Consider the following 24,394-nt stretch of genomic DNA (forward strand, 5'->3'; position numbering starts at 1 on the left):
AACCCATGGAAAAAAGGGATAAAAAAAAGGTGACACAAGGGTCACCAGATAGGGTTTAATAGGTTTTGTTGATGATATTTTCAACCGTTGACTTAAAGTAATCCAAAATATTTCATTCCTGCAAACCCGAAGTTTTCGCAATCGGTTGTGCAAACAATTTCGAGGCTTCAATTTAAACAGATTCTAAATAATGCAGACATTTTAGAGGCTTGAGATGGTAATGTGAGGGTTTCTTTTTAATTTTTCGGGCAATTTAAAAATGGGAGAAAATACATGTCAGAAAAGCACCAGCTAACACTGAAAGACATAGCACGGGAATTGGGCTTGGCTGTTTCCACTGTTTCCAGGGCCTTGAAGTCCCATCCGGATATAAGTGATGAAACCATTAAGTTGGTGAAGGATTATGCGGAAAAGCATCATTATGTCCCGAATTTATTGGCGGTTAATTTTCGAAAAAACAAAACCTTCAATATCGGGTTGATCATTCCTGAGTTGGTACATCAGTTTTTTTCATCGATCATCAGTGGAGTGATCAAGGAAGCCAATGAGCATGGTTATAATGTGATGATCTGTCAATCCAATGAGCAAGTGGAGGATGAGCGGAAAGTGGCGAGAGCCCTGCTCAACAGCCGGGTGGACGGGGTAATCATTTCGTTGTCCAATGAAACTGAGGAAGTGGGGCATTTGGAGGATTTTATTAACGCTGACATTCCTGTCGTACAGGTGGACAAGATCATTGATGAATTCGATACCCCCAAGGTGGTGGTCAATGATTATGCAGGAGCTTTTCAAGCGGTAGAGCACCTTATACAACTAGGATATAAGCGCATTGCCCATATTCGGGGCCGATTGATTGTACAGCATTCCAATGAACGGTACCGGGGATATGCCGAAGCATTGGAACAAAATGGAATGCAGTTACCGGAAGCATTTGTAAAGGTTTGCGACCTGCTGACAGAAGAGGAAGGGTACGGATTTGCAAAAGAATTGATGGCTTTGCCTGATCCCCCTGATGCGATTTTTTGTGTTACTGATCTGGTGGCGTTGGGAGTGATGAAATATTTGAGGGAGCAGCATATTTCAGTTCCGGAACAAGTGGGTGTGGTAGGGTTTAGCAACTGGAAGTTGGGAGAGATTGTAAGTCCCACTTTGAGTACAGTCCACCAGCCGGGCTATGAGCTGGGGGAGAAGGCCATGGAGCTTTTGTTAAACAAAATCAATAAGGGAATGCAGAGTCCCAATGAGAAAGTGGTTTTAAGTGCGGATTTGATTATAAGGGAGTCTGTGAAAGGTTGATTAGATAATCAAAGCCTGGGTGTTTGATGGTAGGGGGATGTTCATCTGTCCTGATAAGCGGAGGGTTTGTCAGTTTGAATATTGGGTAATACAGGCTTAACTTTCAGGGAGGTTTTTGTGAGGTTTGTTAAAATAAACTTAACTTTGGGGAAATAATCCCCGAGATGGAAATAGCATTTACCTTCGTGTTTCTGACCCTAGTATATGGGCTTAGTCTATTGTCTTTCTACCCGGAAAGATATTTCAGGAAGTTAAGCTATAAATACTCTCATCAGCATTTGCCTGATTACAAAAAACTTAGGCTTTCAGAGCCTTTATTTTTTAGCTTTTTGGGAGGGTATATATTAGCTTCAGTGGTTATCTATTTTATTATATAGATAGAATAGGGCTATTTGATAAAGCCCAATCTTGCAGAATTGCCTATTTGTTTGCTGCCAGCTATTGGATAATCCAATGGTCTGAATGATAGGGTATGGTCATTAGCTGAAATAAGGTATTACTTTCCAAGTAAGCCTAATGACACTTCCTTTAATGGTTGAATGTTAGACTAAGGTATTCACGATTGGATATACTGTTCAATCGTAAATATCTACGCCCTGAGGCAATGCTTGCCTCACCATTGAAAATAATTCCAAATGTTGTCGTTGTTAGGATAGAGACTGGTTCTCTCTTGAGGCAAGTTCCAATATTTTATCAAACTCACTTGGCTCCAGGTCTTTGAAGAAATAGTGGACAGGGTTGATCATTCGATTGTCCTTGATTACTTCATAATGGACATGCGGTGCGGTGGAGGATCCCGTGTTACCAACTGTTCCGATTTGGTCGCCTCTTTTGATGGTCTGGCCTCTTCTGACCATAAATTCATTCATGTGGGCATAGCGGGTTTGGAACCCGAAGCCATGGTCGATGACCACTGATTTGCCATATCCGCCAAATTCGGTTTTGACTTCTACTACTTTGCCATCACCAGTGGCATATATGGGAGTCCCTTTGGGAGCGGAGAAGTCAATTCCGGTGTGCATTTTCCTTACTTTCAAAATGGGGTGAAGTCGTACGCCAAAGCCGGAAGCCAGACGGTTAAGGTCTTCATTGTGTACGGGCTGTATAGCAGGAATGGAGGCCCAGTATTCTTCTTTATTGAGGGCTTTTTCAGCAAGTTCATCGTAGGAAAGAGATTGGATATACATCCGTTTTTTCAATTGTCCGACCTTTTCCATTACTCCGACGATAAGGTCTTCCTGCTCCAGACCTTTGTCTTTGAGGTCTTTGAACCGGTCACTCCCCCCGTGGCCTGCTTCCCTGATGGAGGAGGGGATGGGTTCGGATTCAAAAATGACCCTGTACAGGTTGTCATCTCTTTCTTTGAGGTCGGCCATCATCTCACCGAGTCGACTGATTTCCTCGTCCATCATGTCATAGTAAAGTTGCAGCTCTTCATTTTCCCGTTTCAGAAGGAGCTCTTTGGGGCTGTCAAAATAGTAGCTAAAAATGATCAGGATGCCCACGGCGAAAATGGAGGAAAGCGATAAGAATCCCAAGACACTTAAGGTTATATCCCATTTGCTCCTAACATACCTTTCGTATTTACAGGTTTTCGGGTCGTAGTAATATTTTATCCTACTCATTATTAAATAACTGGTAATTCTCCTATTTTTGTACCCCTAAGATTGGGCTTTGGGTGATTTGGGCAAATCGCTCAACGCGCTAATTTAGGCATATCAATTGTATTATCCGAATATAAATAAGTTTAACTCTTTCCATGGACGCTAAAAGAATCAGAAGTACTTTCATCGAGTATTTCCAATCCAAGCAACACCAATTTGTACCCTCTGCACCAATTGTGCTGAAGAATGATCCTACGCTGATGTTTACCAATGCAGGGATGAACCAGTTTAAGGATTATTTCCTTGGTAATGAGGTGCCTGCCAGTACTCGGGCGACCAACAGTCAGAAATGTTTGAGGGTTTCCGGTAAACACAATGATTTGGAGGAAGTGGGGGTGGATACCTACCATCATACCATGTTTGAAATGCTTGGGAATTGGTCTTTTGGCGATTATTTCAAAAAGGAAGCCATTGCATGGTCATGGGAATTGCTTACTGAGGTGTATAAACTTCCTGTTGACAGGCTCTATGTGAGTGTTTTTGGAGGGGACAAAGGGGATAATCTTGAAAAAGATATGGAGGCCTTTGAGCTTTGGACGGCCCATGTGGACAAAGCAAAGATCCTTTTTGGAGACAAAAAAGACAACTTTTGGGAAATGGGAGATGTAGGGCCCTGCGGACCATGTTCGGAAATCCACATTGACCTCAGACCGGAGGAGGAGATCAAGCAGGTTCCGGGAAAGGAATTGGTCAATATGGACCATCCACAGGTCATAGAGATATGGAACCTTGTATTCATCCAGTTTAACAGGCAGGCCAATGGGAAACTTGTAGAGCTTCCTGCTAAGCATATCGATACAGGGATGGGTTTTGAGCGATTGGTACGTGCCATTCAGAACAAAACCTCCAATTACGATACAGATGTATTTACTCCGTTTATAGAAGCGGTAGAAAAAAAGGCCGGGAAGAAATACGGGGAAGATGAGAAGATAGATATCGCCATCCGCGTGATAGTGGACCACATCCGGGCCATATCGTTTACCATAGCCGATGGTCAGCTGCCCTCCAATAACAAAGCTGGGTATGTGATCAGAAGGATTTTGAGGAGAGCGGTGCGTTATGGATATACTTTCCTGGGCTTCCAGGAGCCGTTTTTGTACGAACTATTGCCGCTATTGGCTGAGCATTTTGGGGAGATGTTTCCTGAAATTGCCTCCCAACAAGAGTTTATTGCCAAGGTAATTTATGAAGAGGAAACAGCCTTTTTGCGCACCTTGGACAATGGACTGAAGCGGTTGGAGCAGATCAAGTCGGACCTTGCGGAGAAAGATGAGGCGGTTATCCCCGGAAAGGTGGCCTTTGAGCTTTACGATACCTTTGGTTTTCCTCTTGACCTGACCTCTTTGATCGCCAGAGAAAACGGGATTTCCGTGGATGAGAAAGGCTTTGACGAGGAAATGGCCAAGCAAAAAGAACGCTCAAGGGCTGCGGCAGAGCAGGAAACGGGAGACTGGGTGCTGGTAGGTGAAGACGGAGGAGTCCAGTTTGTCGGTTATGATAGCTTGGAGGCCACTACCAGTATCGTAAAATATAGGGAAATAAAAGAGAAGAAAGGGACCAAGTACCAGTTGGTGCTGGAAGAGACTCCTTTTTATGCCGAAAGTGGAGGACAGGTTGGTGATCAGGGGGTTTTGGTAAATGATCAGGAAACCATCAAGGTATTGGACACCAAAAAGGAAAATGACCTCATTGTACATTTTGTGGAAAAGCTTCCCCAAAATCCAGAGGCTTCCTTTACCGGAAGGGTGGATGCCTCCAAAAGGGCCTTGACCATGAATAACCACACGGCCACCCACTTGCTGCATGCAGCCCTAAAGGAAGTTTTGGGTGACCATGTCCAGCAAAAAGGGTCATTGGTAAATGAGCAGGTTTTGCGCTTTGACTTTTCCCACTTCAGCAAGCTTAGCGATGAGGAAATTGTCAAAGTAGAAAGCATCGTCAATAGAAAGATCAGGGAAAATATTCCCTTGCAGGAGCAGCGAAATGTCCCTATAGAAGAGGCCAAGCAAATGGGTGCGACGGCACTGTTTGGGGAAAAGTACGGGAACTTTGTCCGGGTGATCACTTTTGGAGCTGATTATTCAGTAGAACTTTGTGGCGGGACACACGTATCTTCTACAGGTAAAATCGGACTGTTTAAGATAGTCTCAGAAGGTTCGATATCCTCAGGAGTCCGAAGAATAGAGGCCATTACGGCGGAAGCTGCCGAGCAGTATGTCAACCAACAGGTCAGTTTGGTCAAAGAATTGCAGGAACTGCTTAAAAACCCAAAGGATTTAAAGAAATCCATTGAGGGGTTGATCCAAGAAAGAAATGACCTGAAAAAGGAAATAGAGAGTCTTCATCTTCAGCAGGCAGGAGCCTTGAAGGATGAGTTGATCAAAGCAGGAGAGAAAATCGGCGGGACCAACCAGATCATCGCTAAAGTAAATCTGCCTTCTGCAGATGCTTTGAAGAAGCTGGCGTTTGAATTGAAGAATGAGGTGGACAATGTGTTGGCTGTAATTGCCGCGGATATCAGCGGTAAGCCGCAGGTGGCAGTGGTCATTTCTGAAGAACTGGTAAAAGGTAAATCCCTGAACGCAGGGAACGTGGTACGAGAGCTAGCCAAAGAAATTCAGGGAGGCGGCGGCGGACAGCCTTTCTTCGCAACAGCTGGAGGGAAGAAGGTGGAAGGCCTGGACCAGGTGGTAGTTAAGGCAAAAGAAATGTTTTCGTCCATATAATAGTGTTTTCTCAGGTTATTGATTTGGTTTTGGGGTAAAACTCTGCCATTTTTGGAAACCTGATCCATTTAATTTAAAAGATTTAATACAGTACAATGCCTTCAAAGGAAATAAAAGATAAATACGAGTTAGTAGTGGGACTGGAAGTCCATGTCCAATTGCTGACGAACAGTAAAATGTATGCAGCAGATTCTACCGAATTCGGTAACCTGCCCAATACAAACATTTCAGTTATTACCCTTGGTCATCCCGGCACCTTGCCAAAGGTGAACAAAAGAGCAGTGGAATTTGCCATGAAATTGGGATTGGCCTGCAACAGTGAAATCACCAGAACCAATATTTTTGCCAGAAAAAATTATTTCTACCCCGATCTTCCGAAGGGGTATCAGCTTACCCAGGACAAAAACCCGGTTTGTGTGGGAGGCTATGTCACGGTCAACCTGGAAAAGAGTGGGAAATCCCACGATATAGAACTTACCAGGATCCATATGGAAGAAGATGCCGGTAAGTCCATGCACTTGGCAGGAGAGGTAGATACTTTGGTGGACTATAACAGGGCTGGTGTACCGCTTTTGGAGATTGTAACGGAACCGTGTATCAGAACTTCTGAAGAGGCCTATCAGTTTATGGCCGAGATCAGAAAATTGGTTCGTTATCTGGAAATTTGTGACGGAAATATGGAGGAAGGGTCCATGCGTTGTGACGCCAACATTTCTATCCGTCTCAAGGGAGAGACTGCCTTGGGCAAGAAGGTCGAGGTGAAAAACATGAACTCCTTCAGAAATGTGGCCAGGGCGATCGAACATGAGTTTGACCGCCAAGTGGACATGTTGGAAAAGGGAGAGACGATTATATCAGAGACCCGTACCTTTGATGCCACGACCGGATTGACATCAGGTATGCGTACCAAGGAAGATCTGAACGATTACCGTTATTTTCCGGAGCCTGATTTAAGCCCGGTGGTGATTGCAGAAGAATGGCTGGAAAGTATCAAAGCAGGCATGCCTTCCTTGCCGAGAGAATTACATAAGCGCTTTGTAGATGAATACGGACTGCCGGAATACGATGCGAATGTCCTGACTGATTCCAAAGAAATTGCCCTTTATTTTGAGGAGCTTTGCTCACAGACCAAAAACTACAAGGCGGCTTCTAACTGGATGATGGGCCCTGTAAAGTCTTATTTGAACGAGCTTACTCTCCATATTGCTGAATTTCCCGTAAGGCCTAAGCAGCTGGCGGGCTTGATCGCATTGATTGATGAAGGAAAGGTCAACTTTTCGGTGGCTTCTCAAAAGATCTACCCCGAAATGATCAAGGATGGCTCACAAAGCCCACTTGAAATTGCCCAAAAACTTAACCTTATTCAGGAGAGTGATGAAGGATCTTTGAAGCCGATTATAGAAAGCGTGCTGGAAGAAAACCAGGCGAAAGTGGCCGAGTACAGATCCGGTAAGAAAGGACTTTTGGGGATGTTTATGGGCCAAGTGATGAAGAAATCCAAAGGCAAGGCAGATCCTAAGGTGGCCAACAAAATTTTAACTGAATTACTAGATAGCTAATACGATGAACAAGTTCAATTATATTATTGTGTTATCATCCCTATTGTTGATAGCATCATGTTCAAGCAAAGTAAAGCAAGAGTTTGATGGGGAAGTTACCATAAGCGGCCAACTGACCAATCAACCTGAAGGAGCCCTGATCCTGTCCAAGTTTATGGATAACAGCATCGAGGTTATGGATACCCTAGAGGTAAAGCCCAACGGGAAGTTTGAATATAAAGTGAGCCTGGAACATCCTGCCTTTTATGAGCTGGATCTATATGGCCAAAAGCAATTAAAACTGGCCCTTTACAGTGAAGATGTTACCATTGAGTATGATTTTGACAATGAAGAAAGCCTGATCGTTTCCGGTTCGTTTGATACAGAGCAGGTGACGAAAGTTGATCAACTGGCCGAAGCTTACCAGGAAGAAATCAACAAGCTCAACTCTGAGTATTATGAAGCCCTTTCTTCAAAAAATGAAGAAGCAATCAAAGCTATCCAGAATAAGGCGATGGAGCTGGAATCGAATCATGCCCAGAAAGTGAAAAGCACCATTGACAGCATGAACGGAAGCTTTGCTGCTTTGGCAGCAGTGGGAATGCTCAATCCTAGAAATGACTTTTCCTATATCGATAGCCTGGTGGGTAAACTGGATGAAAAGTATCCGAACACCAAAATGATTGTTGGCCTTAAGCAGGAGCTTGATGATATGAGGGCTTTGTCCATCGGGCAGCCGGCACCGGAGATATCTTTACCAAACCCTGAGGGCGAGATGGTCAACCTTTCGGATCTAAAAGGGAAATATGTTCTGATTGATTTCTGGGCCGCATGGTGCAAGCCTTGTAGAGAGGAAAACCCTAATGTGGTTCGTTTGTACAATGAGTATAAAGAAAAAGGATTTGAGGTTTTTGGCGTCTCTTTGGACAGAAGCAAAGAGGCTTGGGTAGAGGCCATTGATGCGGATAACCTCACCTGGACGCATGTGTCTGATTTGAAATACTTCAATTCCGAGGCAGCAGCAAAATATAAAATCAATGCCATTCCAGCTACTTATATGCTTGATCCTGAAGGGAAAATTATTGCAAAGGACCTAAGAGGTCCAAGTCTGGAAAATAAATTGAAGGAAATTTTTGATTAATGGAATACTTTTTGATCTCTTTGTAACCGGTTGAAAAATGTAATTTAACCAACTTATAAATAAATCTATAACATGAAAAAAAGAAGTCTAAAATCACCACTTAGTAGGCTAATGACTTTGGCACTATTTGGTCTGTTGGCAATGGGTGCCTGTAAGAGTAAAAAGAAAGTCGTAGAAGCAGCTCCTGCCCCCGCCCCTGTAGAAGAGCCAGCGCCGGCACCAGCTCCGGTAAATCAACCTACTGCTGAAGAAGTTGCTGTTGGAAAACTTGAAAATTACTTTTCTGCCATCGCTAATGCAAGTAGCGTACAGAGTGCTAACAGTTCCATCCAGGAAGCTTTGAGTATGTTTGCCAATCAAAACACTCCTGTGCTGATTGTTATTCATGAAGAAAACGGTATCAAAGATTATGATGAACCAACAACCATCGTAAAGTACCTTAACTATCTGAAGGATACCAAGAAGAATTTGAATTTCATCAGCGACGTGAGATTGGACGGTAGCGGTAAGGTTACTGAACTTGAATTACGTCGAAGATAATTAAGCACCTTAGAAAAGAGACTATAATCATGAAAAAGCATATTCAAGCATTAATTCTACTGTTTTTTGCGACTACGCTATTCGCTGCAGCGCAATCTGACAACATCAGCCCTCAGAGAAAGCAGGCCATTGATTCACTGGCACTGGAGAAGGTAAAAGACCTTAGTAAATACATCAGCATTATCGGAAGTAAGGAAACACAGTTTTCAGAGGCCAACCGTGTGATGGACCGTGCCGAAGAGCTTTTTGCTCCAGGTGCTGAAATGGGCGTTTCTTCCCTAAGCTCAAATGAAGTGGCTTACTATCCCGTTAGAAGGTATTTCGAAAGATTGATGGCCCTTAACTATGACCGAGTAAACATCAGCTGGTATGATATCCACTATATTTCCGATTTGGAGAGACAGCCTGATGGCCGGTATGTAGGTGTGGTGACGATCTATCAGCGTTTTGAAGGAACTTCTGCTGAGACAGGTTTGAACTATAAAGACACCACGAAGAAGGATATCACTATCTACGTGGAGAAAAAACAGACTCAGGTAGCAGGAAGAACGATCGAGTTTTGGGATGTGATGCTGGGCGACATTAGAGTGACTGAAACTTCCGCATGAAGAAAATAAGCTTATTAGTATTAGCAATTATTATATCCATACAATTTGCACCGGGGCAGGGTTTATACGGCCCCGGTCAAATTAAGGATGATGGCAGATTCGCTGCTTCAACAAAACAACTCAATCAATTCTTCCGCCGGTTTAATGCCGAAGAAAGTCAGGACGGACTGACAAGGTATTATCAGGGGGACGAAGAATACCACAACAGGGAACTCAGGCAAAAGTATTTAAGCCTACTTTTTGATAATGAGACGTCCAATGTCCCTGCAAATCTTCGAAAGGAATTCACCGATTTAGTATTATCCAAGAATTATCCTCAATACCTCAATTTTCATAGAGAAAATTGGTTTGCAGAGGTGTCTACCGTTTTTCTATACAAAGGGAAAAAGGAAGACATTACCCTGTTTATGAAGCTTCAGCAAGAAGGATTGGGATATGAATGGGTGATCGATAATGTGTCGTTTGATTCTTTTAAACGTTTTTTTGACAAAGATGAGGGGGCGAAAAAACCCTTCCTACATCCGCTTAGCCATGAGCTGGGCTTTATGAATTTAAGAAAGGCACTTCAGGATAACAAAAAGCCGGAATCTTATACTCCGGATGAATTTAAACCCGATTACCTCAGTATTTTTCTCTATGAGATTAAAAACGGAAACATCAAATTTGAAACTGTAAAAGGAGTGAAGTTCCACTTCTTTCAGATTGACGACTGGTATTTTGAAGTATCACAATTTAACAGACCAGGATTCAATACAGGCTGGTTGATCAGCAATCTTACCCAGTACAAAAACGAAGAAGAAAAAGAGGTTATCCTAAATTATATTTATGATCAAGAATAGGTATTATATTATCTTTTTGGCATTCCTGCTGTCTCCCTGTGTATTATCCGCGCAGGACATGGGAGGATACTCCAAACAGGAGATAAAAGACTTTGGTCAAAAAGTAGAGGATCAAATTCAGTTTTTGGAGTATTTCCTAAATACCGTAGGGAGTGGCCAGACTCCAGCAAGGGACAAGGATGTAATCATCACGGAGAGTTATAAGAAGATCTTCAGAGACAATAAGGTACAGGTAGAGGATGACCTGGTCCTGGACAGGCAGGTAATTACCAACAAGGATGTCACTGCCTATCTTAAGGACGTGGAGTTTTTCTTCAAGGACGCCAGCTTTAAGTTTAAGGTCAGGGATGTCAAGCCCTTCCTAAGGGACAATGGGGAACTGTCGTTCAGTGTTTCTCTTGACAGAACCCTCTCCGCGGTTGGTTTGGACAATGAAAAAATTGAAAATACCAAGCCCAGGTTTGTAGAAGTAAATCTTGATCGGCAGTCCAATGAACTGAAAATAGCAAGTATTTATACCACTAAGCTAAGCCGGGACAAGGAATTGATGGAATGGTGGGGAGCACTTTCTTACCAATGGACGAGCTTCTTCAGAAAAGAATTTTCGATTGCAGAGGAAGATTCCATTACTGTTGACCACTTGAACAAAATCAGTGCGCTTGATAGTCTGGACCTCTCCGGTAATGCATTCATTCAGGACCTCAACCCTTTGGAGGCTTTGAGGGACCTGAAGTATGTGGATATCAGCAATACCATGATCAGGGAATTGGGGCCGATAAGTAATGTGACTTTTCTCAGTTACCTGGATGTATCCAATACCCCGACTGAGGATATACAGTTCATCAAATATGCGGAGAACCTTGCTTACCTGGATATTTCCAATACCCTGATTGAGAATATCGATGATTTAAGTAATTTATCCAATTTGAAGGTGTTGAAGGCAAGCAATACCCCTTTGATGAGTTTTGCTGCCATGAATTCTTTTGAGGCTTTGGAAGAGCTTAATCTCGAGCAGAGTGGGTTCAATAATCTAGAGAGCATCAATGAACTTAATCAGCTCAAAAAACTGGATATCAAGGGTAACTATCTGATCAATTTTAACTTCTTGGCCAATTTGGAGGCCCTTGAAGAAATCAATCTAAGCAGAACGAATATCAAGGACCTGACTCCTCTGAAGGACTTGTCCAAGTTAAAAGTGCTCAATATCAACGAGACCGAGGTGAACAGCCTGTCTCCGATGGACGGAAAGACAAGCCTTCAGAAGGTTTATGCTGATCGTACTGGAATTGCTGAAGATCAGGCAGATGAATTTGCCAGAAACAACCGAAGCGTCTTACTGATTCATAATGTGGAGAACCTCCAGACCTGGTGGGACACTTTGCCTGAAGGATGGAAAGCCGAGTTGAGCAAAGGAATGAACGGAATACAAATGGGAATACCTACTATTGAACAGGTGTCCAGTATCGTAGGTGTTGATTCTTTGGATATTTCAGGAAGCGAAATTATAAGCCTTAGGCCTGTGCTTAAATTCAAGAAGCTGGTGTCCTTGAAATTTGACGATACCAAGGTGCATGATTTGAGTCCGGTAAGGGAATTGAAGACAATAAAAAGGATTTCCGGAAATAACAGTATCGTTACCAATGTAGAGGATTTGGAAAACCTGGGAACCTTGGAATTCATTTCATTGAAAAACTCCGGGATAGCTAGTATTGGTCCACTGAGCAAATTGAAAAAGCTGACTTATCTGGATGTGGATGGAACAGATGTTCCGGAATGGGAAGTCCAGGGAATGCTGCAAGTGGTGCCTCAAGCTTGCATTATCTATCGTTCGGAGCAGCTTAAGGCCTGGTGGAACGGACTCGACGGTGTATGGAAATCCATATTTGTGGAGCAATTTGGATTAGATCCTGAACCGGATACCAAAGAATTGCATCTTTTGACTTCTTCACGTGAAGTAGTGATAAAGCGGAAAAGTATTAATTCCTTACGTCCACTGGTAGACTTTGTCAATCTCCAAAGCTTGTCTGTGCATGATGTGCCTTTATATGACATTTCGGACATTCCAAGCATGGAACTGTTGCAAAAGTTAGAGATCTCCCAGTCTCCAATTTCAGAGTTAGAGGCTATTGGAAGTCTTAAGAACCTGGAATCGCTTAATCTTTCCAATACAGGTGTGGAGGATTTGAGACCTCTGGAGACGTTGACTAAACTCAAAACATTGATCATATCCGGGACAGGTGTGAAGCGTCTCAAAGGACTGGAAACACTGGGTAGCCTGGAAGAGCTGGATATAGCAAGTACCAATGTCAGGAGCATTAGGCCCATTGAGGAGCTCACCAATCTGAAGCGGTTGATCTGTTTCAATACGAGAATCAACAGCCGACAGATAGACAGCTTTAAGGAAGCTAATCCCGATTGTGACGTACGGTATTATTAAGATTCATTCAGGAAGAGCGGCGAATAAAAAAATAAAAAATCCCTTGGCATCAATTGATGCCAAGGGATTTTTTATTGGGGGTGTTTATCGTCTGTTATTTTAAGCTAACAGCCTTTTGTGGGGCGTCTTTAACACATCTGAAGCCTACATTGGAAGTACCGCTATCATACGCATGTCCCTGTCGGGCACTTGGACGGTAGTTGACACAATAATTGTCCGAGCATAAAAATGAACCTCCTTTGATTACCCGCTCTTTGGCAAATGGGTTGGAAGGATTATAACATTGATTCATATTAGAGTCCAATAGGGGGGCATTTCCGGCAAGTCTTTGAAACTTGATGGCATCAAACCAATCGTCTGTCATTTCCCAGACGTTACCAATGATATCATAAAGGCCGAAATTGTTCGGGGGGAAACTTTTTACCGGAGCGGTTCCCATAAAACCGTCCTCTCCCTTGTTGCCATTGGGGAAATTACCTTGGAAGGTATTGGCCATGATTTTTCCTTGGGGTCTTAATTCATCTCCCCACGCGTATCTCTGATTAATAAGGCCACCTTTGGCCGCAAATTCCCATTCCGGTTCTGTGGGAAGCCTTTTTCCTGCCCATTCAGCATAGGCCACAGCATCATCATAGGCAATGTGGACCACTGGGTGCTCCCATCTACCTTCCAGATCGGAATCTGGACCTTCAGGATGCTGCCAATTGGCCCCGTTGACCCATTTCCACCATTGGGAAATATCTCTGGTGTCTACAGGATTAGAAGGAGGGAAGAAGACCATAGATCCCGCTTGCAGCAGCGACTCATCTGGTTTAGGGGTATCAGGAGGAAGCTGCTTTTTCATTTCTTCCCAATCAGGTTTTTGTTCGGCGATCGTAACATAGCCGGTTTCATCGACAAACTTTTTGAACTCGGCATTGGTAACCTCTGTCTCGTCCATCCAGAAGCCGTTTACTTTTCGCGTTACAGCCGGCTTTTCCGCGGGATAAGCTTCCTCTTCATCAGTGCCCATTTTGAATTCCCCTCCCGGAATCCATACCATGCCTTCTTGTGAGCTTGGTGCCTCAGGCTTAGGGCTGATTTCTTGGTGAGCAGAACTTTCCTCTTCCTTTTGTTGGGTACTCTTTTCAGAACAGCTGACAAGTACTCCCAGCATACTTGCTGCAAAGAGCATATTGTACAACGGCGTGCTGATTTTTTGCAATAATTGCATCATTGATTTAATTAAATATGAATTCTTAAACTTTGGTTATGCAAGAGAATTTCTTTTCGCATTTTCGGTTCAATAGCCCAGTTGGCTCTATCTTGCAAAGTAAGTTTAACTTTTATAATTGTAAAGCTAATGAATAAGTATTTGATAAGCGGAGCGCCAATTATCCAAAGAAGTATCCATTAAGGCTGGTTTAGACTTGGTGTTTGATGTCAAGCGGATTTTGGTTGTTGAGCCATTAAGACTCCAAAATGCCTCATCATAACGGAACAGTTACTTTTTTATGTTTTCTTCATACATTTTAATCCAATCTTCCACTGATATTTTTTTGACCAATTCACCGATCAGCTCGAAAGCGATATGGTCTGGCTTTTTAAACCTTACGCAACTTTTTCCCATGTCAAGTTTATAGGGACTGTGTTTTGGAAATTCACTGACAAACCAATCCAAGATCTCTTTATCCGCATAAATCCCACTATGATAAAAAGCAATGAAGTGTTTTTGGGAAGCAATGTTCATAAAGGGTAAGGGGAGTTTGGGATCGCAGTGGTATCCATCGGGATAGAGGGAGTGAGGAACGACATACCCGATCATTCCATAGCTCATGGTCTCTTGAAAGCCTTTTGGGAGGTTTTTTTGGATAGTGGAACGAAGCTTGGAAAAGGCCTCTTGACGGTCTTCTGGAATGCTTTTTACATATTCTTCCGGGGAATTGGCTTCTATTTTCATACTATAAAGGATTATTGGTTTTTGATGGACCAGGCTGTTGCTGGAGCTATGTTAGCTGGCTTAAGTTACACATTATTGAAAAAATAAAAGCGGCTATTTTCAGCCGCTTTCCGTAATGATCCTTTATAAGAAAGGTTTAGCCTTAAGCATCCCCTCCGGTTTTATCATGAAGTTTGCCCAGCTCCTGGTCGATGGTCCAAAGACCGATTCCTTCTTCACCGATGATATCAAACAGCTCAAGGGCCCTACGGGCAAGGGTTTCTTCTTCTCTCTGTTCGGTTACATACCACTGCATAAAGCTGAAAGTAGCAAAGTCCTTAACCCCAAAGCAATGGTCCACAATGATGTTGATGGATTTAGTTACTTGAATTTCATGCTCTAAAATCAGCTGAAATACTTCTTTAAGGGTAGTGAAGTGATGCTTAATACCTGTGATTTCAGGCTGGATAGCATGTCCTCCGGCTTCGTTAATGTAATGCAATAACTTTAGCATGTGCTGTCTCTCCTCTTCGGCATGTTCGTAGAGAAGGTTGGCTGCATTGTCATACCCCATCATGTCACACCATGAGGCCATTGATAGATAGTAGGCAGAAGATTTGCCTTCCATTTCTATCTGTTTGTTGAGCATCTTTTCTGTATCGTGTAATAATGAACGCTGGAGCGTTACAATTTCCTTTTCTTTCGTTTTCATAATTCCGTTCGTTTTTATGATGTATAACAAACTTAACCAAAATTTTAGACTAAAGTTGCATCTTTGGGTGTTGAAATGTGAATTTAGAATTGGTATAAGTAAAGATTTGAAGAATAAAATTTGGTTAATGTTAATTTGAATTAAATATAAATAAACTGAATGGTTTTCGCTGAACAGTCTGGAATTCACCTTCCAAAGAGTCGTGCCAAGCCATCCCTTGTTGTCCTTATCTTAAGTATTACGATATAATCGGGGAAGCGTTGGCTTCTTTTGCTATCGTTTAATAATCTTGGGGAAGATGTATCTAATCGGCCTCAAATCAGGGGGAAATTGATTTATTTTTTTTAACATTGCCCTATGAAAATAGTTGCAATGATTCCTGCAAGGTACGGGGCTACCCGTTTCCCCGGTAAGTTAACATCTGATTTATGTGGCAAACCAGTTATTGTGAGGACTTATCTCAGCACGGTAGCGACGGGCCTGTTTGATAAAGTGATCGTCGTAACCGACCATGAACTTATAGCAGAACAAATCCAGAAGGAGGGGGGAGAAGTTTACTTTAGCAAAAAAGAGCACGAGAGCGGTTCTGATAGGATTGCGGAAGCCGTGGCCCATGTCGATGCGGACGTGGTTGTCAATGTACAGGGAGATGAACCTTTTCAGGACAAGGAATCATTGGCGGACCTGGTAAGTGTATTCCAGGATTCCAGCGTGAAGGTGGCTTCCATGATGCGGAAAATTGAAGATGATGTGGAAGTGATTAACCCTAACTCGGTAAAAGTGGTGGTGGACAAAACCAATTTTGCACTTTATTTTAGCCGTTCCCCCGTCCCCTTTGTAAGGGATCAATTTCTTCCGGATTATTTCAGGCATATTGGGGTATATGCTTATACCAAAGCCCTACTGATGGAATATACCCAGTGGGAAAAATCCATGTTGGAAAAAGCGGAGATGCTGGAGCAACTGCGCTTATTGGAAAATGGTGTGAGGATCAAAATGGTGGAAACCAAACACGAAGCAGTAGCCATTGATACCAAAGCGGACTTGGACAGGGCCATTGCATTCTATCAAAGGACACAGCAGTAATTATTCTTAGGCTGCGGCTTTTAGACCAACAATGGAGCCGATCAACAGGAGTAGGAAGAATATTCTCAACCAGTGCGTGGGCTCTTCAAAGAAGAAGATGCCTACTATTAGGGTACCTGCTGCCCCTATTCCTGTCCATACTGCATAAGCTGTACCCATGGGGATGGTTTTGATGGATTGATTGAGCAAATAGAAGCTGAGACTGATGCAAAGTAAAAACAGCAAGGACCATTTTAGATCGGTGAAATTCTTTGACATCTTCAAAGAAGTAGTAAAACCGACTTCGAAAAGCCCTGCAAGAAATAAGATGAACCAAGCCATTTGAATTGTTTTTTTGCAAAAGTAATTTTAATGGGAGGGATTACTTTTAACCTAGGTTAAAAAAACAAGAGCCCAGGCTGTATGTCAATGCCATTTTACAACTATGAGGATTCACTCTTCCCGTATTCCTGCCCTTACTTAATCTGGCTGCGTATTCTGCTAAGAGAGACTTGGTTGATCCCAAGATAGGATGCTATGTTTCCTAATGAAATTCTTTCCAGTACCTGCGGGTACTGTGTGATAAGCTCCTCGTAACGTGTTTTAGCTTCCTTGGTTTGTCGGTTGATCAGCCGTTTCTCCGTTTTGATCAGCTCTGTTTCTGCCAGCTTTCTCATCCAATTGGCCACTTCCAGATTTTGGAGGCAGAGTTCTTCCAAGGTGTGGTTGGCCACTTCCCATAGGGTGCAGTTTTCTAAGGCAGTAATACTTTCGTATCCGGGTTTATTTAGAATTTTGCTGTTATAAGACAAGAGAAAGTCCCCTTCAAACCCGAACCAAAAGTTGATGTCCTTGCCATCCAAATTCATATGGGCTTTAGCGCAGCCTGAAATGATGATAAAACTGGATAGGGCCAGTCTACCTTCAGAGATGATCCGTTGGTTTTTTGAGAACCTCACTGTTTTTCCTTGTTCTAGGAGAATACGAACGGTCTCATGGGCCAGTCCATGGTTTTCGTGAAGGATTTTATCGATGGTCATGTCAAAAGTTTTTCATACTCAATGCATGTACCGCGGCGAGCCCTGCGGTTTCTGTGCGCAGTCGGCTATGGCCCAGACTGCAGGCTTTGAAACCATGATCAAAGGCTTGCTTTATTTCTTCTTCCGAAAAATCACCTTCAGGCCCGATGAGCACCAGGTAGGGACTGTTTTTTGAGGCAAGGTCATAGAGGTGCTGCTGGTTGTTTTCATCCACATAGGCGATGAATTTTTCGTATGTATTGAAAACCGGGTCATGGATGAGGTCCTCGAAGGAAACCAGGGAATGGATTTTGGGCAGCCTTGTCTTGAGGCTTTGTTTGCAGGCGGAGATCATTTTTTTTTCAAGCCTGTCCTGTTTTAAAAAACTTCTTTCAGAATGACTTGTTTTGATAAAGGAGATTTCGTGAAAACCTATTTCGGTTATTTTTTCCAGCATCCATTCCATCCTATCCGTATTTTTCGTAGGGGCAATGGCCAAATGGATGTGATAGGGGTCAGGAGGGGTACTTTCCTGGGCAAGAACATCCAATTCTGTTTTTCTTGGATCGATACGGGAAATCCTACAGGTATAAAGGTGGCCATCTCCATCAGTAAGGTGGATTTCATCGCCGACAGATTTGCGAAGAACTTTGCTTAGGTGGCGGGATTCATCGGCTTCAAGCACTATCGGCCCTTCATGGATGTCCTTTTGGAAAAATAATTGCATGTTGAGGTTTCTTTTGGTACAAATTTAAAGGATACAGGTTTTGATTAAAACCAAAAAAGCGCAAACCATATGGTCTGCGCTTTTTTTAACCTTAATTAACCTTTATATAAATATTAACCTTTAGAAAGTTCCATATTGACAGGCTTGCCTTTGATGGTATTGCTCTTCATGACGTTGATCACGTGAGCAGCATCTTTGGAAGGTACATCCACAAAGGAGAAATTGTCAAAAATGTCTATTCCTCCGATTTGTCTTCCTGGGATACCCGCTTCACCGGCAATGGCTCCTACAATGTCGTTAGGCCTGATCCTGTCTTTTTTGCCCAGATTAAGGAAAAGCCTCGCCATGTTGGCTTCTCTTCTTCCTTTTTCACGGCCTACACCTCTTTTGGCTCCTCTTTCAGAACGTTCTCTACCTTTTCGGCCACTTCTATCGCGGTCACGCTCTCTTCCTCTTCCTCGTTCAGCTCTGTCTCTATCCCTGCCTAAGTTAAGGTCGAAGTTCATTTCAGAAAGTTCTTCGACAGATTTTCCCATTTGGAGCTTTACCAGGCCAAGTGCGATTTGTTCGATGCTGATCCCTTCAGCCAGCAATTGGCCCAAGGTAGCTTCAAACAATTGGTTGTCTTCGTCTTTGGACAATTGGTCGGTAACATCAGTGACCAATTGGTCTTTTTTCTGATCTATCATCTCAGACACTGAAGGTGGTGTCATTTTGGTCAGGCTGGTTTTGATGTACCTTTCCAAGTCCTTCAATCTGAAAATGTCTTTTCTTCCAGTGATGAAAGAAATGGCCATACCAGATCGGCCTGCCCTTCCGGTTCTGCCGATTCGGTGTACATAATATTCTTCGTCCAAAGGAAGGTCATAATTGAAGACCACCTCGACGTTGTCTACATCTATTCCCCTTGCCGCTACATCTGTTGCGACCAGTACAGAACAATGTCCTTTACGGAACTTGTTCATTACTTTGTCCCTCTGGGCCTGGGAAAGGTCTCCATGAAGGGCTTCTGCCATAATTCCTCTGGCGATCAAGCCTTCGGTCACCTCGTCGGTAGTTCTTTTGGTATTACAGAACACCACACCAAGATTGAACTGATGGACATTGATCAAACGGGTGATCAGTTCCATTTTGAGGTTTGGTTTTACCTCATAGTATACTTGGGAGATGTTTTCTACAGTAAGTTCCTTTTTAAGGATTTTTACTATCTCAGGCTCTGTTTGGTACTTTTTGGTCAAGTCCATGATAGGCTTGGCCATGGTGGCTGAGAAGAAGATGGTTTGACGATCTTCCGGCATTTGGTTCAATACCGTTTCGATGTCATCCCTGAATCCCATATCCAACATTTCATCCGCTTCATCCAATACGATCGTTCTCACTGTTTCCAGGTTGAGCGTTCCGCGTTTCATGTGGTCCATTACCCTTCCAGGAGTTCCCACGATGATTTGGACACCTTTTCTCAGTGTTCTGATCTGTCTGTCAATGGATTCTCCGCCATAGATAGCAGTGCTGAAGATGCCTTTTTTGTGCTTGGCAAGTTTGAAGATTTCCCCTTCCACCTGTACGGCAAGTTCCCTTGTAGGACAAAGGATCAATGCTTGAGGCTTGTTGCGGCTTGGATCCACCATGTCTACGATAGGGATACCAAAGGAGGCTGTCTTACCGGTTCCGGTTTGGGCCTGGCCGATGACATCTCTGCCTTCCAGCATTAAAGGGATTGATTGTGCTTGAATAGGGGAAGGTTGGGTATAGCCCATATCTTCCACTGCCTGAAGAATTTCGTTTGAAATCCCCAGGTCCGAAAATAATACTTCGTTTTCCATGAAATTTTCCTTACTCCTGTGCCCTGATTTCCTTGAATACAACCCAAATGCGACCGAGTAAGGAAACTCACGACTCAGAATTTTCTGATTAAAATTGAGCTGCAAAAATAGAGAAAATATTTTGTTTTGTCAAATTATTGGCCGGATATGTAAAAATAAACTTTAGTTTTAGGGCCGAAGGCTAGAAAATAATTTGGTGAAAGCCTATTGAAAGCTTTAGGGGCGCTAAGAAAAAAAAAGCGGGACATTGTCATATCCCGCCTTCAAGTCTGTATGGTTAAAATTATCTTTTGTTCATCGAAACATAAGACCTTTCATTGGCTCCGGTATAAACCTGTCTTGGTCGGCCAATTGGCTCACCGTTTTCCCTCATTTCTTTCCATTGGGCAATCCAGCCTGGAAGACGGCCTAGAGCAAACATCACTGTAAACATGTCTGTTGGGATTCCCAAGGCTCTGTAGATGATTCCTGAGTAGAAGTCAACGTTAGGATAAAGCTTTCTGTCTACAAAGTACTGGTCTTTAAGAGCTGCAGCTTCCAATTCCTTGGCAACTTCCAATACAGGGTCATTGACACCTAATTTAGCAAGTACGTCATCAGCTGCTTTTTTGATGATTCTGGCTCTTGGGTCAAAGTTTTTGTAAACCCTGTGCCCGAAGCCCATTAGGCGGAACGGATCATTTTTGTCTTTGGCTTTGTCCAAGTATTTCTTCGTGTCGCCACCGTCTGCTTTGATCGCTTCAAGCATCTCGATAACAGATTGGTTGGCCCCACCGTGCAAAGGCCCCCAAAGGGCATTGATACCGGCAGAAATAGAAGCGTAAATACTTGCTTGAGAAGAACCTACTACCCTTACCGTGGAAGTAGAACAGTTTTGCTCGTGATCCGCATGAAGGATAAGCAACTGGTCAAGTGCCTTGCTGATAACCGGATCCATTTCATACTTCTCAGCAGGAAGGGCAAACATCATCTTAAGGAAGTTGGAACAGTAATCCAGGCTATTGTCAGGGTAGTTTACCGGGTGTCCCATTTTGTTTTTATACGACCAAGCTGCAAAAGTTGGCATTTTGGCCATCAAGCGGATGATGCTGAGGTTGATCTCTTCCTGGGTTCTGTTGGGATCCAAAGAAGTAGGGTAGAAAGCGGTCAAAGAACAGATCAAAGAAGACAATACACCCATTGGATGGGCTACGGAAGGGAATCCGTCAAGCATCTTTTTGATGTCTTCGTGTACTAAGGTATGGGTAGTGATCTCTTTAGAGAACTGCTCGTATTGTGTCTGTGTAGGTAGCTCACCATAAATCAGAAGGTAGGAAACTTCCAAAAAGTTGGATTTTTCGGCCAAATCCTCTATGTTGTAACCTCGGTATCTTAAAACACCTTTTTCTCCATCAAGAAAAGTGATGGCACTTTTGGTAGACCCTGTATTCTTGAATCCTGGGTCTAAAGTAATCAATCCGGATTGGCCTCTTAGTTTGGCAATCTCAATTGCCTTTTCATTTTCAGTACCTTCTGTAACTGGCAGTTCATACTCCTTGCCGTTGAAGGATAACTTAGCTATTTCAGACATAAGTTTTACGTTTATCTATTTATGGTTTTGATCTTAACAGTAAAATCGCGTTTGGCGGCCTTAAGTTAATAAAAACGCACCTTAAAATCATAATGAACTTCATTATTTACAACGTTTATAATTAAGTATTTTTACTTAATTTTTTTTCGTGTTTTTAAGTTGTGCGCTTTTTGCGCAATTATTAAAGCCATCTCCTGTTAAAGCTCGAATCTTTTGGCGGTTATTAGGGTAAAATCAAAATAAAATCCCGATAGGTTCGGGAAGTTCTTTTTTGTGGGTATTGGCAAAAAAAGATGGTCCGCCTAAGCGGACCATTTCAATTATTTGCAAAAGTGTTCGAATACCTCTACTAAATGTTCACCGATCATCTGGGCATTTCGTCCTTCGATGTGGTGACGCTCGATGAAATGTACCAATTCTCCGTCTTTAAACAATGCCATTGCAGGGGAAGAAGGAGGATAAGGCAGGCAAAGCTCCCTTACTTTGTTCACAGCGTCTTTGTCATTACCGGCAAAAACAGTGGCAAGGTTTGTGGGGTGGGCTTCTGTCCTGTCCAAGGCATATTTCACCCCCGGTCTAGCTGCTCCTGCAGCACATCCACAAACCGAGTTAACGACAATGAAAGTAGTTCCTTTATGGTCCTTAAGATGGTTTTCTACCGCCTCAGCAGTTTTGAATTCTTGAAAACCAACATCAGTCAATTCTGCACGCATCGGTGCAACTAATTCTTCAGGGTACATATTATTTCATTTTAATTTAATATTCTTACAAAAAGCCAAGTTCCAGTTTGGCAGCTTCGGACATCATGTCCTGGGAATAGGGGGGATCAAAGGTCAGCTCAACCTCTACATCGTTTATCCCTTGTATTTGCTGTATCCTGTCCTTTACTTCCGAAGGGATGGATTCAGCGGATGGGCAGTTGGGCGAAGTTAGCGTCATCAATACGTAGACGTTGTTTACGGGGTAAACGCTGATTTCGTAAATGAGTCCCAATTCGTAGACATCCACGGGGATTTCGGGGTCATACACCAATTTAATGGCTTGTACCACTTTATCCCTTAGATCGGGGACATTGACCTTTGCTTGATCCTCTTTGGTTTCTTCAGCCATAAAGCTAAACGTTTAATTTTGTTTGATATGCCAATGCGTACAGTTTCATTTGCTTGATCATGGAGGCAAGTCCGTTGGATCTTTGGGAACCAATGATATTGCCCATACCTATTTTTTCAATGAAGTACAGTTCCGCATCTATGATTTCTTTAGGGCTACGGTCGGATAGGACCCTGATCAAAAGGCTGATGAGCCCTTTGGTGATGTCCGTATTCGAGTCGGCCTTAAAGATGACTTTATTGTCTTGTTCTTCTGTGGTCAACCACACTTTTGACTGGCAGCCCTTGATGAGATTTTCATCCTGGTAAGCCTCCTCTGGAAAGTCCTTCAGCTGGTTGCCCAGCTCCATAATATAAAATATGGTGGACTCCCTGTCACCTTCCAAGATGGCAAATTCGTCTATGATTTCGTTTTGAACTTGATTTATATCAGTCATTTATTTTTCAGTTTGGCAATCTTGCTTACACTGTCGCAAAGCCTGTCTATTTCTTCTCTGGTGTTATAAACAGAAAAGGAGGCCCTAACAGTTCCCTCGATTTCAAAGCGTCCCATCAGGGGCTGTGTACAATGGTGCCCGGTACGCACAGCGATTCCTGCGGCATCCAGCATCATGCCCACATCAAAAGGGTGCATGCCGTTGATCAGGAAGGATAATACACTCACCTTTTTATCGGCGGTACCTACAGGTATGAAGCCTTTGATTTGGCCAAGTTTTTCCTCGGCATATTGTAATAAATCTTCCTCGTGCTTCCGTATACTATCCTTGCCCAGCTCATTGATGAACTCAATGGCTTTTTGAAAAGCGATCACGTCAGCTATATTGGGCGTACCTGCTTCAAATTTAAAAGGAATTTCATTATAGGTGGTTTTTTCAAACCTAACCTCTTTGATCATTTCACCGCCTCCCTGGTAAGGAGGAATGGCTTCTAGAATTTCCCGTTTTCCATACAATATCCCTAAACCTGTAGGCCCATAAATTTTGTGCGCTGACATGGCAAAGAAGTCGCAGTCCAAAGCCTGTACATCTATGTCCAGGTGTGCTGATGATTGGGCACCATCTATCAGGACTTTAGCCCCGACGGCATGGGCCTTAGGGATGATTTCCTCAATGGGGTTGATGGTTCCCAAGGCATTGGAGGCGTGCACGATGGACACGAATTTGGTTTTTTCACTTAACAGTGCTTCAAACTCCTCCATAAGGATCTCCCCTTTGTCATTGATGGGGATGACCTTTAAGATGGCTCCTTTTTCCTCGCACAGCATTTGCCAAGGGACAATGTTGGAGTGGTGCTCAAGGGTAGAGATGATCACTTCATCTCCCTTATTGATGAACTTTCTGCCAAAGGTAGATGCTACCAAATTAATGCCTTCGGTAGTGCCCTTGGTGAAAATTATTTCTTCCTCTTCCGCAGCGTTCAAAAAGTCCCTGACCATCTGACGGGTTTTTTCATATGCCCGTGTGGCACGGTCAGCGAGGGTGTGTGCCCCTCGGTGAATGTTGGAATTGTCTTGGGTATAATAAGCGGACAATGCATCCAATACCACTTTTGGTTTTTGGGTAGTGGCGGCATTGTCCATATATATAAGGGGCTTCCCGTTGACCTCCTGGTCGAGTACCGGAAACTGCCCCCGAATAGTTTGGATGTCCAAAGTCATGAAAG

General features: G+C 43.2%; 22 protein-coding genes. 9 read left to right on the forward strand and 13 right to left on the reverse strand.

Annotated features, from left to right (window positions below):
- The first annotated feature begins 273 nt into the window (after positions 1-273).
- On the forward strand, positions 274-1,296 hold the full coding sequence (locus ACYVAA_RS12715; RefSeq protein WP_460542228.1) for a LacI family DNA-binding transcriptional regulator: 1,023 nt from the start codon (positions 274-276) through the stop codon (positions 1,294-1,296).
- Between the two features lie 647 nt (positions 1,297-1,943).
- On the opposite strand, the gene ACYVAA_RS12720 is transcribed toward ACYVAA_RS12715, so the two are convergent.
- Positions 1,944-2,921, reverse strand: coding sequence for a peptidoglycan DD-metalloendopeptidase family protein (locus ACYVAA_RS12720; RefSeq protein ID WP_460542230.1), 978 nt, complete (start codon positions 2,919-2,921; stop codon positions 1,944-1,946).
- 134 nt (positions 2,922-3,055) lie between these two features.
- Here ACYVAA_RS12720 and alaS point away from each other — a divergent pair, with 134 nt between their 5' ends.
- From alaS to ACYVAA_RS12755, 7 genes are all read left to right on the forward strand, one after another.
- Positions 3,056-5,686 (forward strand): alanine--tRNA ligase, encoded by a 2,631-nt coding sequence (alaS, locus tag ACYVAA_RS12725; protein ID WP_460542232.1) that lies wholly within the window; start codon positions 3,056-3,058, stop codon positions 5,684-5,686.
- A gap of 95 nt (positions 5,687-5,781) precedes the next feature.
- On the forward strand, positions 5,782-7,245 hold the full coding sequence (gene gatB / locus ACYVAA_RS12730) for an Asp-tRNA(Asn)/Glu-tRNA(Gln) amidotransferase subunit GatB (RefSeq protein WP_460542234.1): 1,464 nt from the start codon (positions 5,782-5,784) through the stop codon (positions 7,243-7,245).
- Between the two features lie 4 nt (positions 7,246-7,249).
- The gene (locus tag ACYVAA_RS12735) at positions 7,250-8,365 is read left to right on the forward strand and encodes a redoxin domain-containing protein (protein ID WP_460542236.1); all 1,116 of its coding nucleotides are present in this window, start codon (positions 7,250-7,252) and stop codon (positions 8,363-8,365) included.
- Between the two features lie 72 nt (positions 8,366-8,437).
- Positions 8,438-8,905 carry a nucleoid-structuring protein H-NS gene (locus ACYVAA_RS12740; protein WP_460542238.1) on the forward strand — a complete coding sequence of 156 codons (468 nt, stop codon included), beginning with the start codon at positions 8,438-8,440 and terminating at the stop codon, positions 8,903-8,905.
- A 29-nt stretch (positions 8,906-8,934) separates the two neighbouring features.
- Positions 8,935-9,513 carry a hypothetical protein gene (locus tag ACYVAA_RS12745; protein WP_460542240.1) on the forward strand — a complete coding sequence of 193 codons (579 nt, stop codon included), beginning with the start codon at positions 8,935-8,937 and terminating at the stop codon, positions 9,511-9,513.
- Entirely contained in the window at positions 9,510-10,352 is an 843-nt protein-coding gene (locus ACYVAA_RS12750; RefSeq protein WP_460542242.1) for a hypothetical protein, read from the forward strand. Before ACYVAA_RS12745 ends, ACYVAA_RS12750 begins: the two co-directional genes overlap by 4 nt.
- Positions 10,339-12,789 carry a leucine-rich repeat domain-containing protein gene (locus ACYVAA_RS12755; RefSeq protein ID WP_460542244.1) on the forward strand — a complete coding sequence of 817 codons (2,451 nt, stop codon included), beginning with the start codon at positions 10,339-10,341 and terminating at the stop codon, positions 12,787-12,789. Before ACYVAA_RS12750 ends, ACYVAA_RS12755 begins: the two co-directional genes overlap by 14 nt.
- 94 nt (positions 12,790-12,883) lie before the next feature.
- Here ACYVAA_RS12755 and ACYVAA_RS12760 read toward each other — a convergent pair whose 3' ends face one another.
- The 3 genes from ACYVAA_RS12760 to ACYVAA_RS12770 form a co-directional block, all read right to left on the reverse strand.
- A complete protein-coding gene (locus tag ACYVAA_RS12760; protein WP_460542246.1) occupies positions 12,884-14,005 on the reverse strand; it encodes a formylglycine-generating enzyme family protein in 1,122 nt (373 codons plus the stop codon).
- A gap of 267 nt (positions 14,006-14,272) precedes the next feature.
- Positions 14,273-14,728, reverse strand: a complete 456-nt coding sequence (locus tag ACYVAA_RS12765) for a DUF1801 domain-containing protein (protein ID WP_460542248.1) — start codon at positions 14,726-14,728, stop codon at positions 14,273-14,275.
- Positions 14,729-14,870: 142 nt separating this feature from the next.
- Positions 14,871-15,419 carry a ferritin gene (locus tag ACYVAA_RS12770; RefSeq protein WP_460542250.1) on the reverse strand — a complete coding sequence of 183 codons (549 nt, stop codon included), beginning with the start codon at positions 15,417-15,419 and terminating at the stop codon, positions 14,871-14,873.
- Positions 15,420-15,776: 357 nt separating this feature from the next.
- On the opposite strand from ACYVAA_RS12770, the gene kdsB reads away from it, so the two are divergent.
- Complete coding sequence (kdsB, locus tag ACYVAA_RS12775) at positions 15,777-16,505, forward strand: 3-deoxy-manno-octulosonate cytidylyltransferase (protein ID WP_460542252.1); 729 nt, start codon at positions 15,777-15,779, stop codon at positions 16,503-16,505.
- Between the two features lie 6 nt (positions 16,506-16,511).
- Here kdsB and ACYVAA_RS12780 read toward each other — a convergent pair whose 3' ends face one another.
- The 9 genes from ACYVAA_RS12780 to ACYVAA_RS12820 form a co-directional block, all read right to left on the reverse strand.
- The gene (locus ACYVAA_RS12780; RefSeq protein WP_460542255.1) at positions 16,512-16,826 is read right to left on the reverse strand and encodes a DMT family transporter; all 315 of its coding nucleotides are present in this window, start codon (positions 16,824-16,826) and stop codon (positions 16,512-16,514) included.
- 134 nt (positions 16,827-16,960) lie between these two features.
- On the reverse strand, positions 16,961-17,524 hold the full coding sequence (locus tag ACYVAA_RS12785) for a Crp/Fnr family transcriptional regulator (RefSeq protein WP_460542257.1): 564 nt from the start codon (positions 17,522-17,524) through the stop codon (positions 16,961-16,963).
- A 1-nt stretch (position 17,525) separates the two neighbouring features.
- On the reverse strand, positions 17,526-18,230 hold the full coding sequence (locus ACYVAA_RS12790) for an RsmE family RNA methyltransferase (protein ID WP_460542259.1): 705 nt from the start codon (positions 18,228-18,230) through the stop codon (positions 17,526-17,528).
- A gap of 113 nt (positions 18,231-18,343) precedes the next feature.
- Complete coding sequence (locus ACYVAA_RS12795; RefSeq protein ID WP_460542261.1) at positions 18,344-20,053, reverse strand: DEAD/DEAH box helicase; 1,710 nt, start codon at positions 20,051-20,053, stop codon at positions 18,344-18,346.
- A gap of 283 nt (positions 20,054-20,336) precedes the next feature.
- The gene (locus tag ACYVAA_RS12800) at positions 20,337-21,623 is read right to left on the reverse strand and encodes a type II citrate synthase (RefSeq protein WP_460542263.1); all 1,287 of its coding nucleotides are present in this window, start codon (positions 21,621-21,623) and stop codon (positions 20,337-20,339) included.
- A 320-nt stretch (positions 21,624-21,943) separates the two neighbouring features.
- Positions 21,944-22,363, reverse strand: a complete 420-nt coding sequence (locus ACYVAA_RS12805; RefSeq protein ID WP_460542265.1) for a BrxA/BrxB family bacilliredoxin — start codon at positions 22,361-22,363, stop codon at positions 21,944-21,946.
- A gap of 25 nt (positions 22,364-22,388) precedes the next feature.
- Positions 22,389-22,733, reverse strand: a complete 345-nt coding sequence (locus ACYVAA_RS12810; RefSeq protein WP_460542267.1) for a DUF59 domain-containing protein — start codon at positions 22,731-22,733, stop codon at positions 22,389-22,391.
- 4 nt (positions 22,734-22,737) lie between these two features.
- A complete protein-coding gene (locus ACYVAA_RS12815; RefSeq protein ID WP_460542269.1) occupies positions 22,738-23,169 on the reverse strand; it encodes a SufE family protein in 432 nt (143 codons plus the stop codon).
- Positions 23,166-24,389, reverse strand: a complete 1,224-nt coding sequence (locus ACYVAA_RS12820; RefSeq protein WP_460542271.1) for a SufS family cysteine desulfurase — start codon at positions 24,387-24,389, stop codon at positions 23,166-23,168. The genes ACYVAA_RS12815 and ACYVAA_RS12820 overlap by 4 nt, the downstream gene beginning before the upstream one ends.
- Positions 24,390-24,394 lie beyond the last annotated feature (5 nt).

This window comes from Echinicola sediminis, from assembly GCF_054777495.1.

Coding starts and splice junctions, on each gene's coding strand:
- ACYVAA_RS12715 (WP_460542228.1), top strand. CDS start 274: ATGTCAGAAAAGCACCAGCTAACACTGAAAGACATAGCACGGGAATTG.
- ACYVAA_RS12720 (WP_460542230.1), bottom strand. CDS start 2,921: ATGAGTAGGATAAAATATTACTACGACCCGAAAACCTGTAAATACGAA.
- alaS (WP_460542232.1), top strand. CDS start 3,056: ATGGACGCTAAAAGAATCAGAAGTACTTTCATCGAGTATTTCCAATCC.
- gatB (WP_460542234.1), top strand. CDS start 5,782: ATGCCTTCAAAGGAAATAAAAGATAAATACGAGTTAGTAGTGGGACTG.
- ACYVAA_RS12735 (WP_460542236.1), top strand. CDS start 7,250: ATGAACAAGTTCAATTATATTATTGTGTTATCATCCCTATTGTTGATA.
- ACYVAA_RS12740 (WP_460542238.1), top strand. CDS start 8,438: ATGAAAAAAAGAAGTCTAAAATCACCACTTAGTAGGCTAATGACTTTG.
- ACYVAA_RS12745 (WP_460542240.1), top strand. CDS start 8,935: ATGAAAAAGCATATTCAAGCATTAATTCTACTGTTTTTTGCGACTACG.
- ACYVAA_RS12750 (WP_460542242.1), top strand. CDS start 9,510: ATGAAGAAAATAAGCTTATTAGTATTAGCAATTATTATATCCATACAA.
- ACYVAA_RS12755 (WP_460542244.1), top strand. CDS start 10,339: ATGATCAAGAATAGGTATTATATTATCTTTTTGGCATTCCTGCTGTCT.
- ACYVAA_RS12760 (WP_460542246.1), bottom strand. CDS start 14,005: ATGATGCAATTATTGCAAAAAATCAGCACGCCGTTGTACAATATGCTC.
- ACYVAA_RS12765 (WP_460542248.1), bottom strand. CDS start 14,728: ATGAAAATAGAAGCCAATTCCCCGGAAGAATATGTAAAAAGCATTCCA.
- ACYVAA_RS12770 (WP_460542250.1), bottom strand. CDS start 15,419: ATGAAAACGAAAGAAAAGGAAATTGTAACGCTCCAGCGTTCATTATTA.
- kdsB (WP_460542252.1), top strand. CDS start 15,777: ATGAAAATAGTTGCAATGATTCCTGCAAGGTACGGGGCTACCCGTTTC.
- ACYVAA_RS12780 (WP_460542255.1), bottom strand. CDS start 16,826: ATGGCTTGGTTCATCTTATTTCTTGCAGGGCTTTTCGAAGTCGGTTTT.
- ACYVAA_RS12785 (WP_460542257.1), bottom strand. CDS start 17,524: ATGACCATCGATAAAATCCTTCACGAAAACCATGGACTGGCCCATGAG.
- ACYVAA_RS12790 (WP_460542259.1), bottom strand. CDS start 18,230: ATGCAATTATTTTTCCAAAAGGACATCCATGAAGGGCCGATAGTGCTT.
- ACYVAA_RS12795 (WP_460542261.1), bottom strand. CDS start 20,053: ATGGAAAACGAAGTATTATTTTCGGACCTGGGGATTTCAAACGAAATT.
- ACYVAA_RS12800 (WP_460542263.1), bottom strand. CDS start 21,623: ATGTCTGAAATAGCTAAGTTATCCTTCAACGGCAAGGAGTATGAACTG.
- ACYVAA_RS12805 (WP_460542265.1), bottom strand. CDS start 22,363: ATGTACCCTGAAGAATTAGTTGCACCGATGCGTGCAGAATTGACTGAT.
- ACYVAA_RS12810 (WP_460542267.1), bottom strand. CDS start 22,733: ATGGCTGAAGAAACCAAAGAGGATCAAGCAAAGGTCAATGTCCCCGAT.
- ACYVAA_RS12815 (WP_460542269.1), bottom strand. CDS start 23,169: ATGACTGATATAAATCAAGTTCAAAACGAAATCATAGACGAATTTGCC.
- ACYVAA_RS12820 (WP_460542271.1), bottom strand. CDS start 24,389: ATGACTTTGGACATCCAAACTATTCGGGGGCAGTTTCCGGTACTCGAC.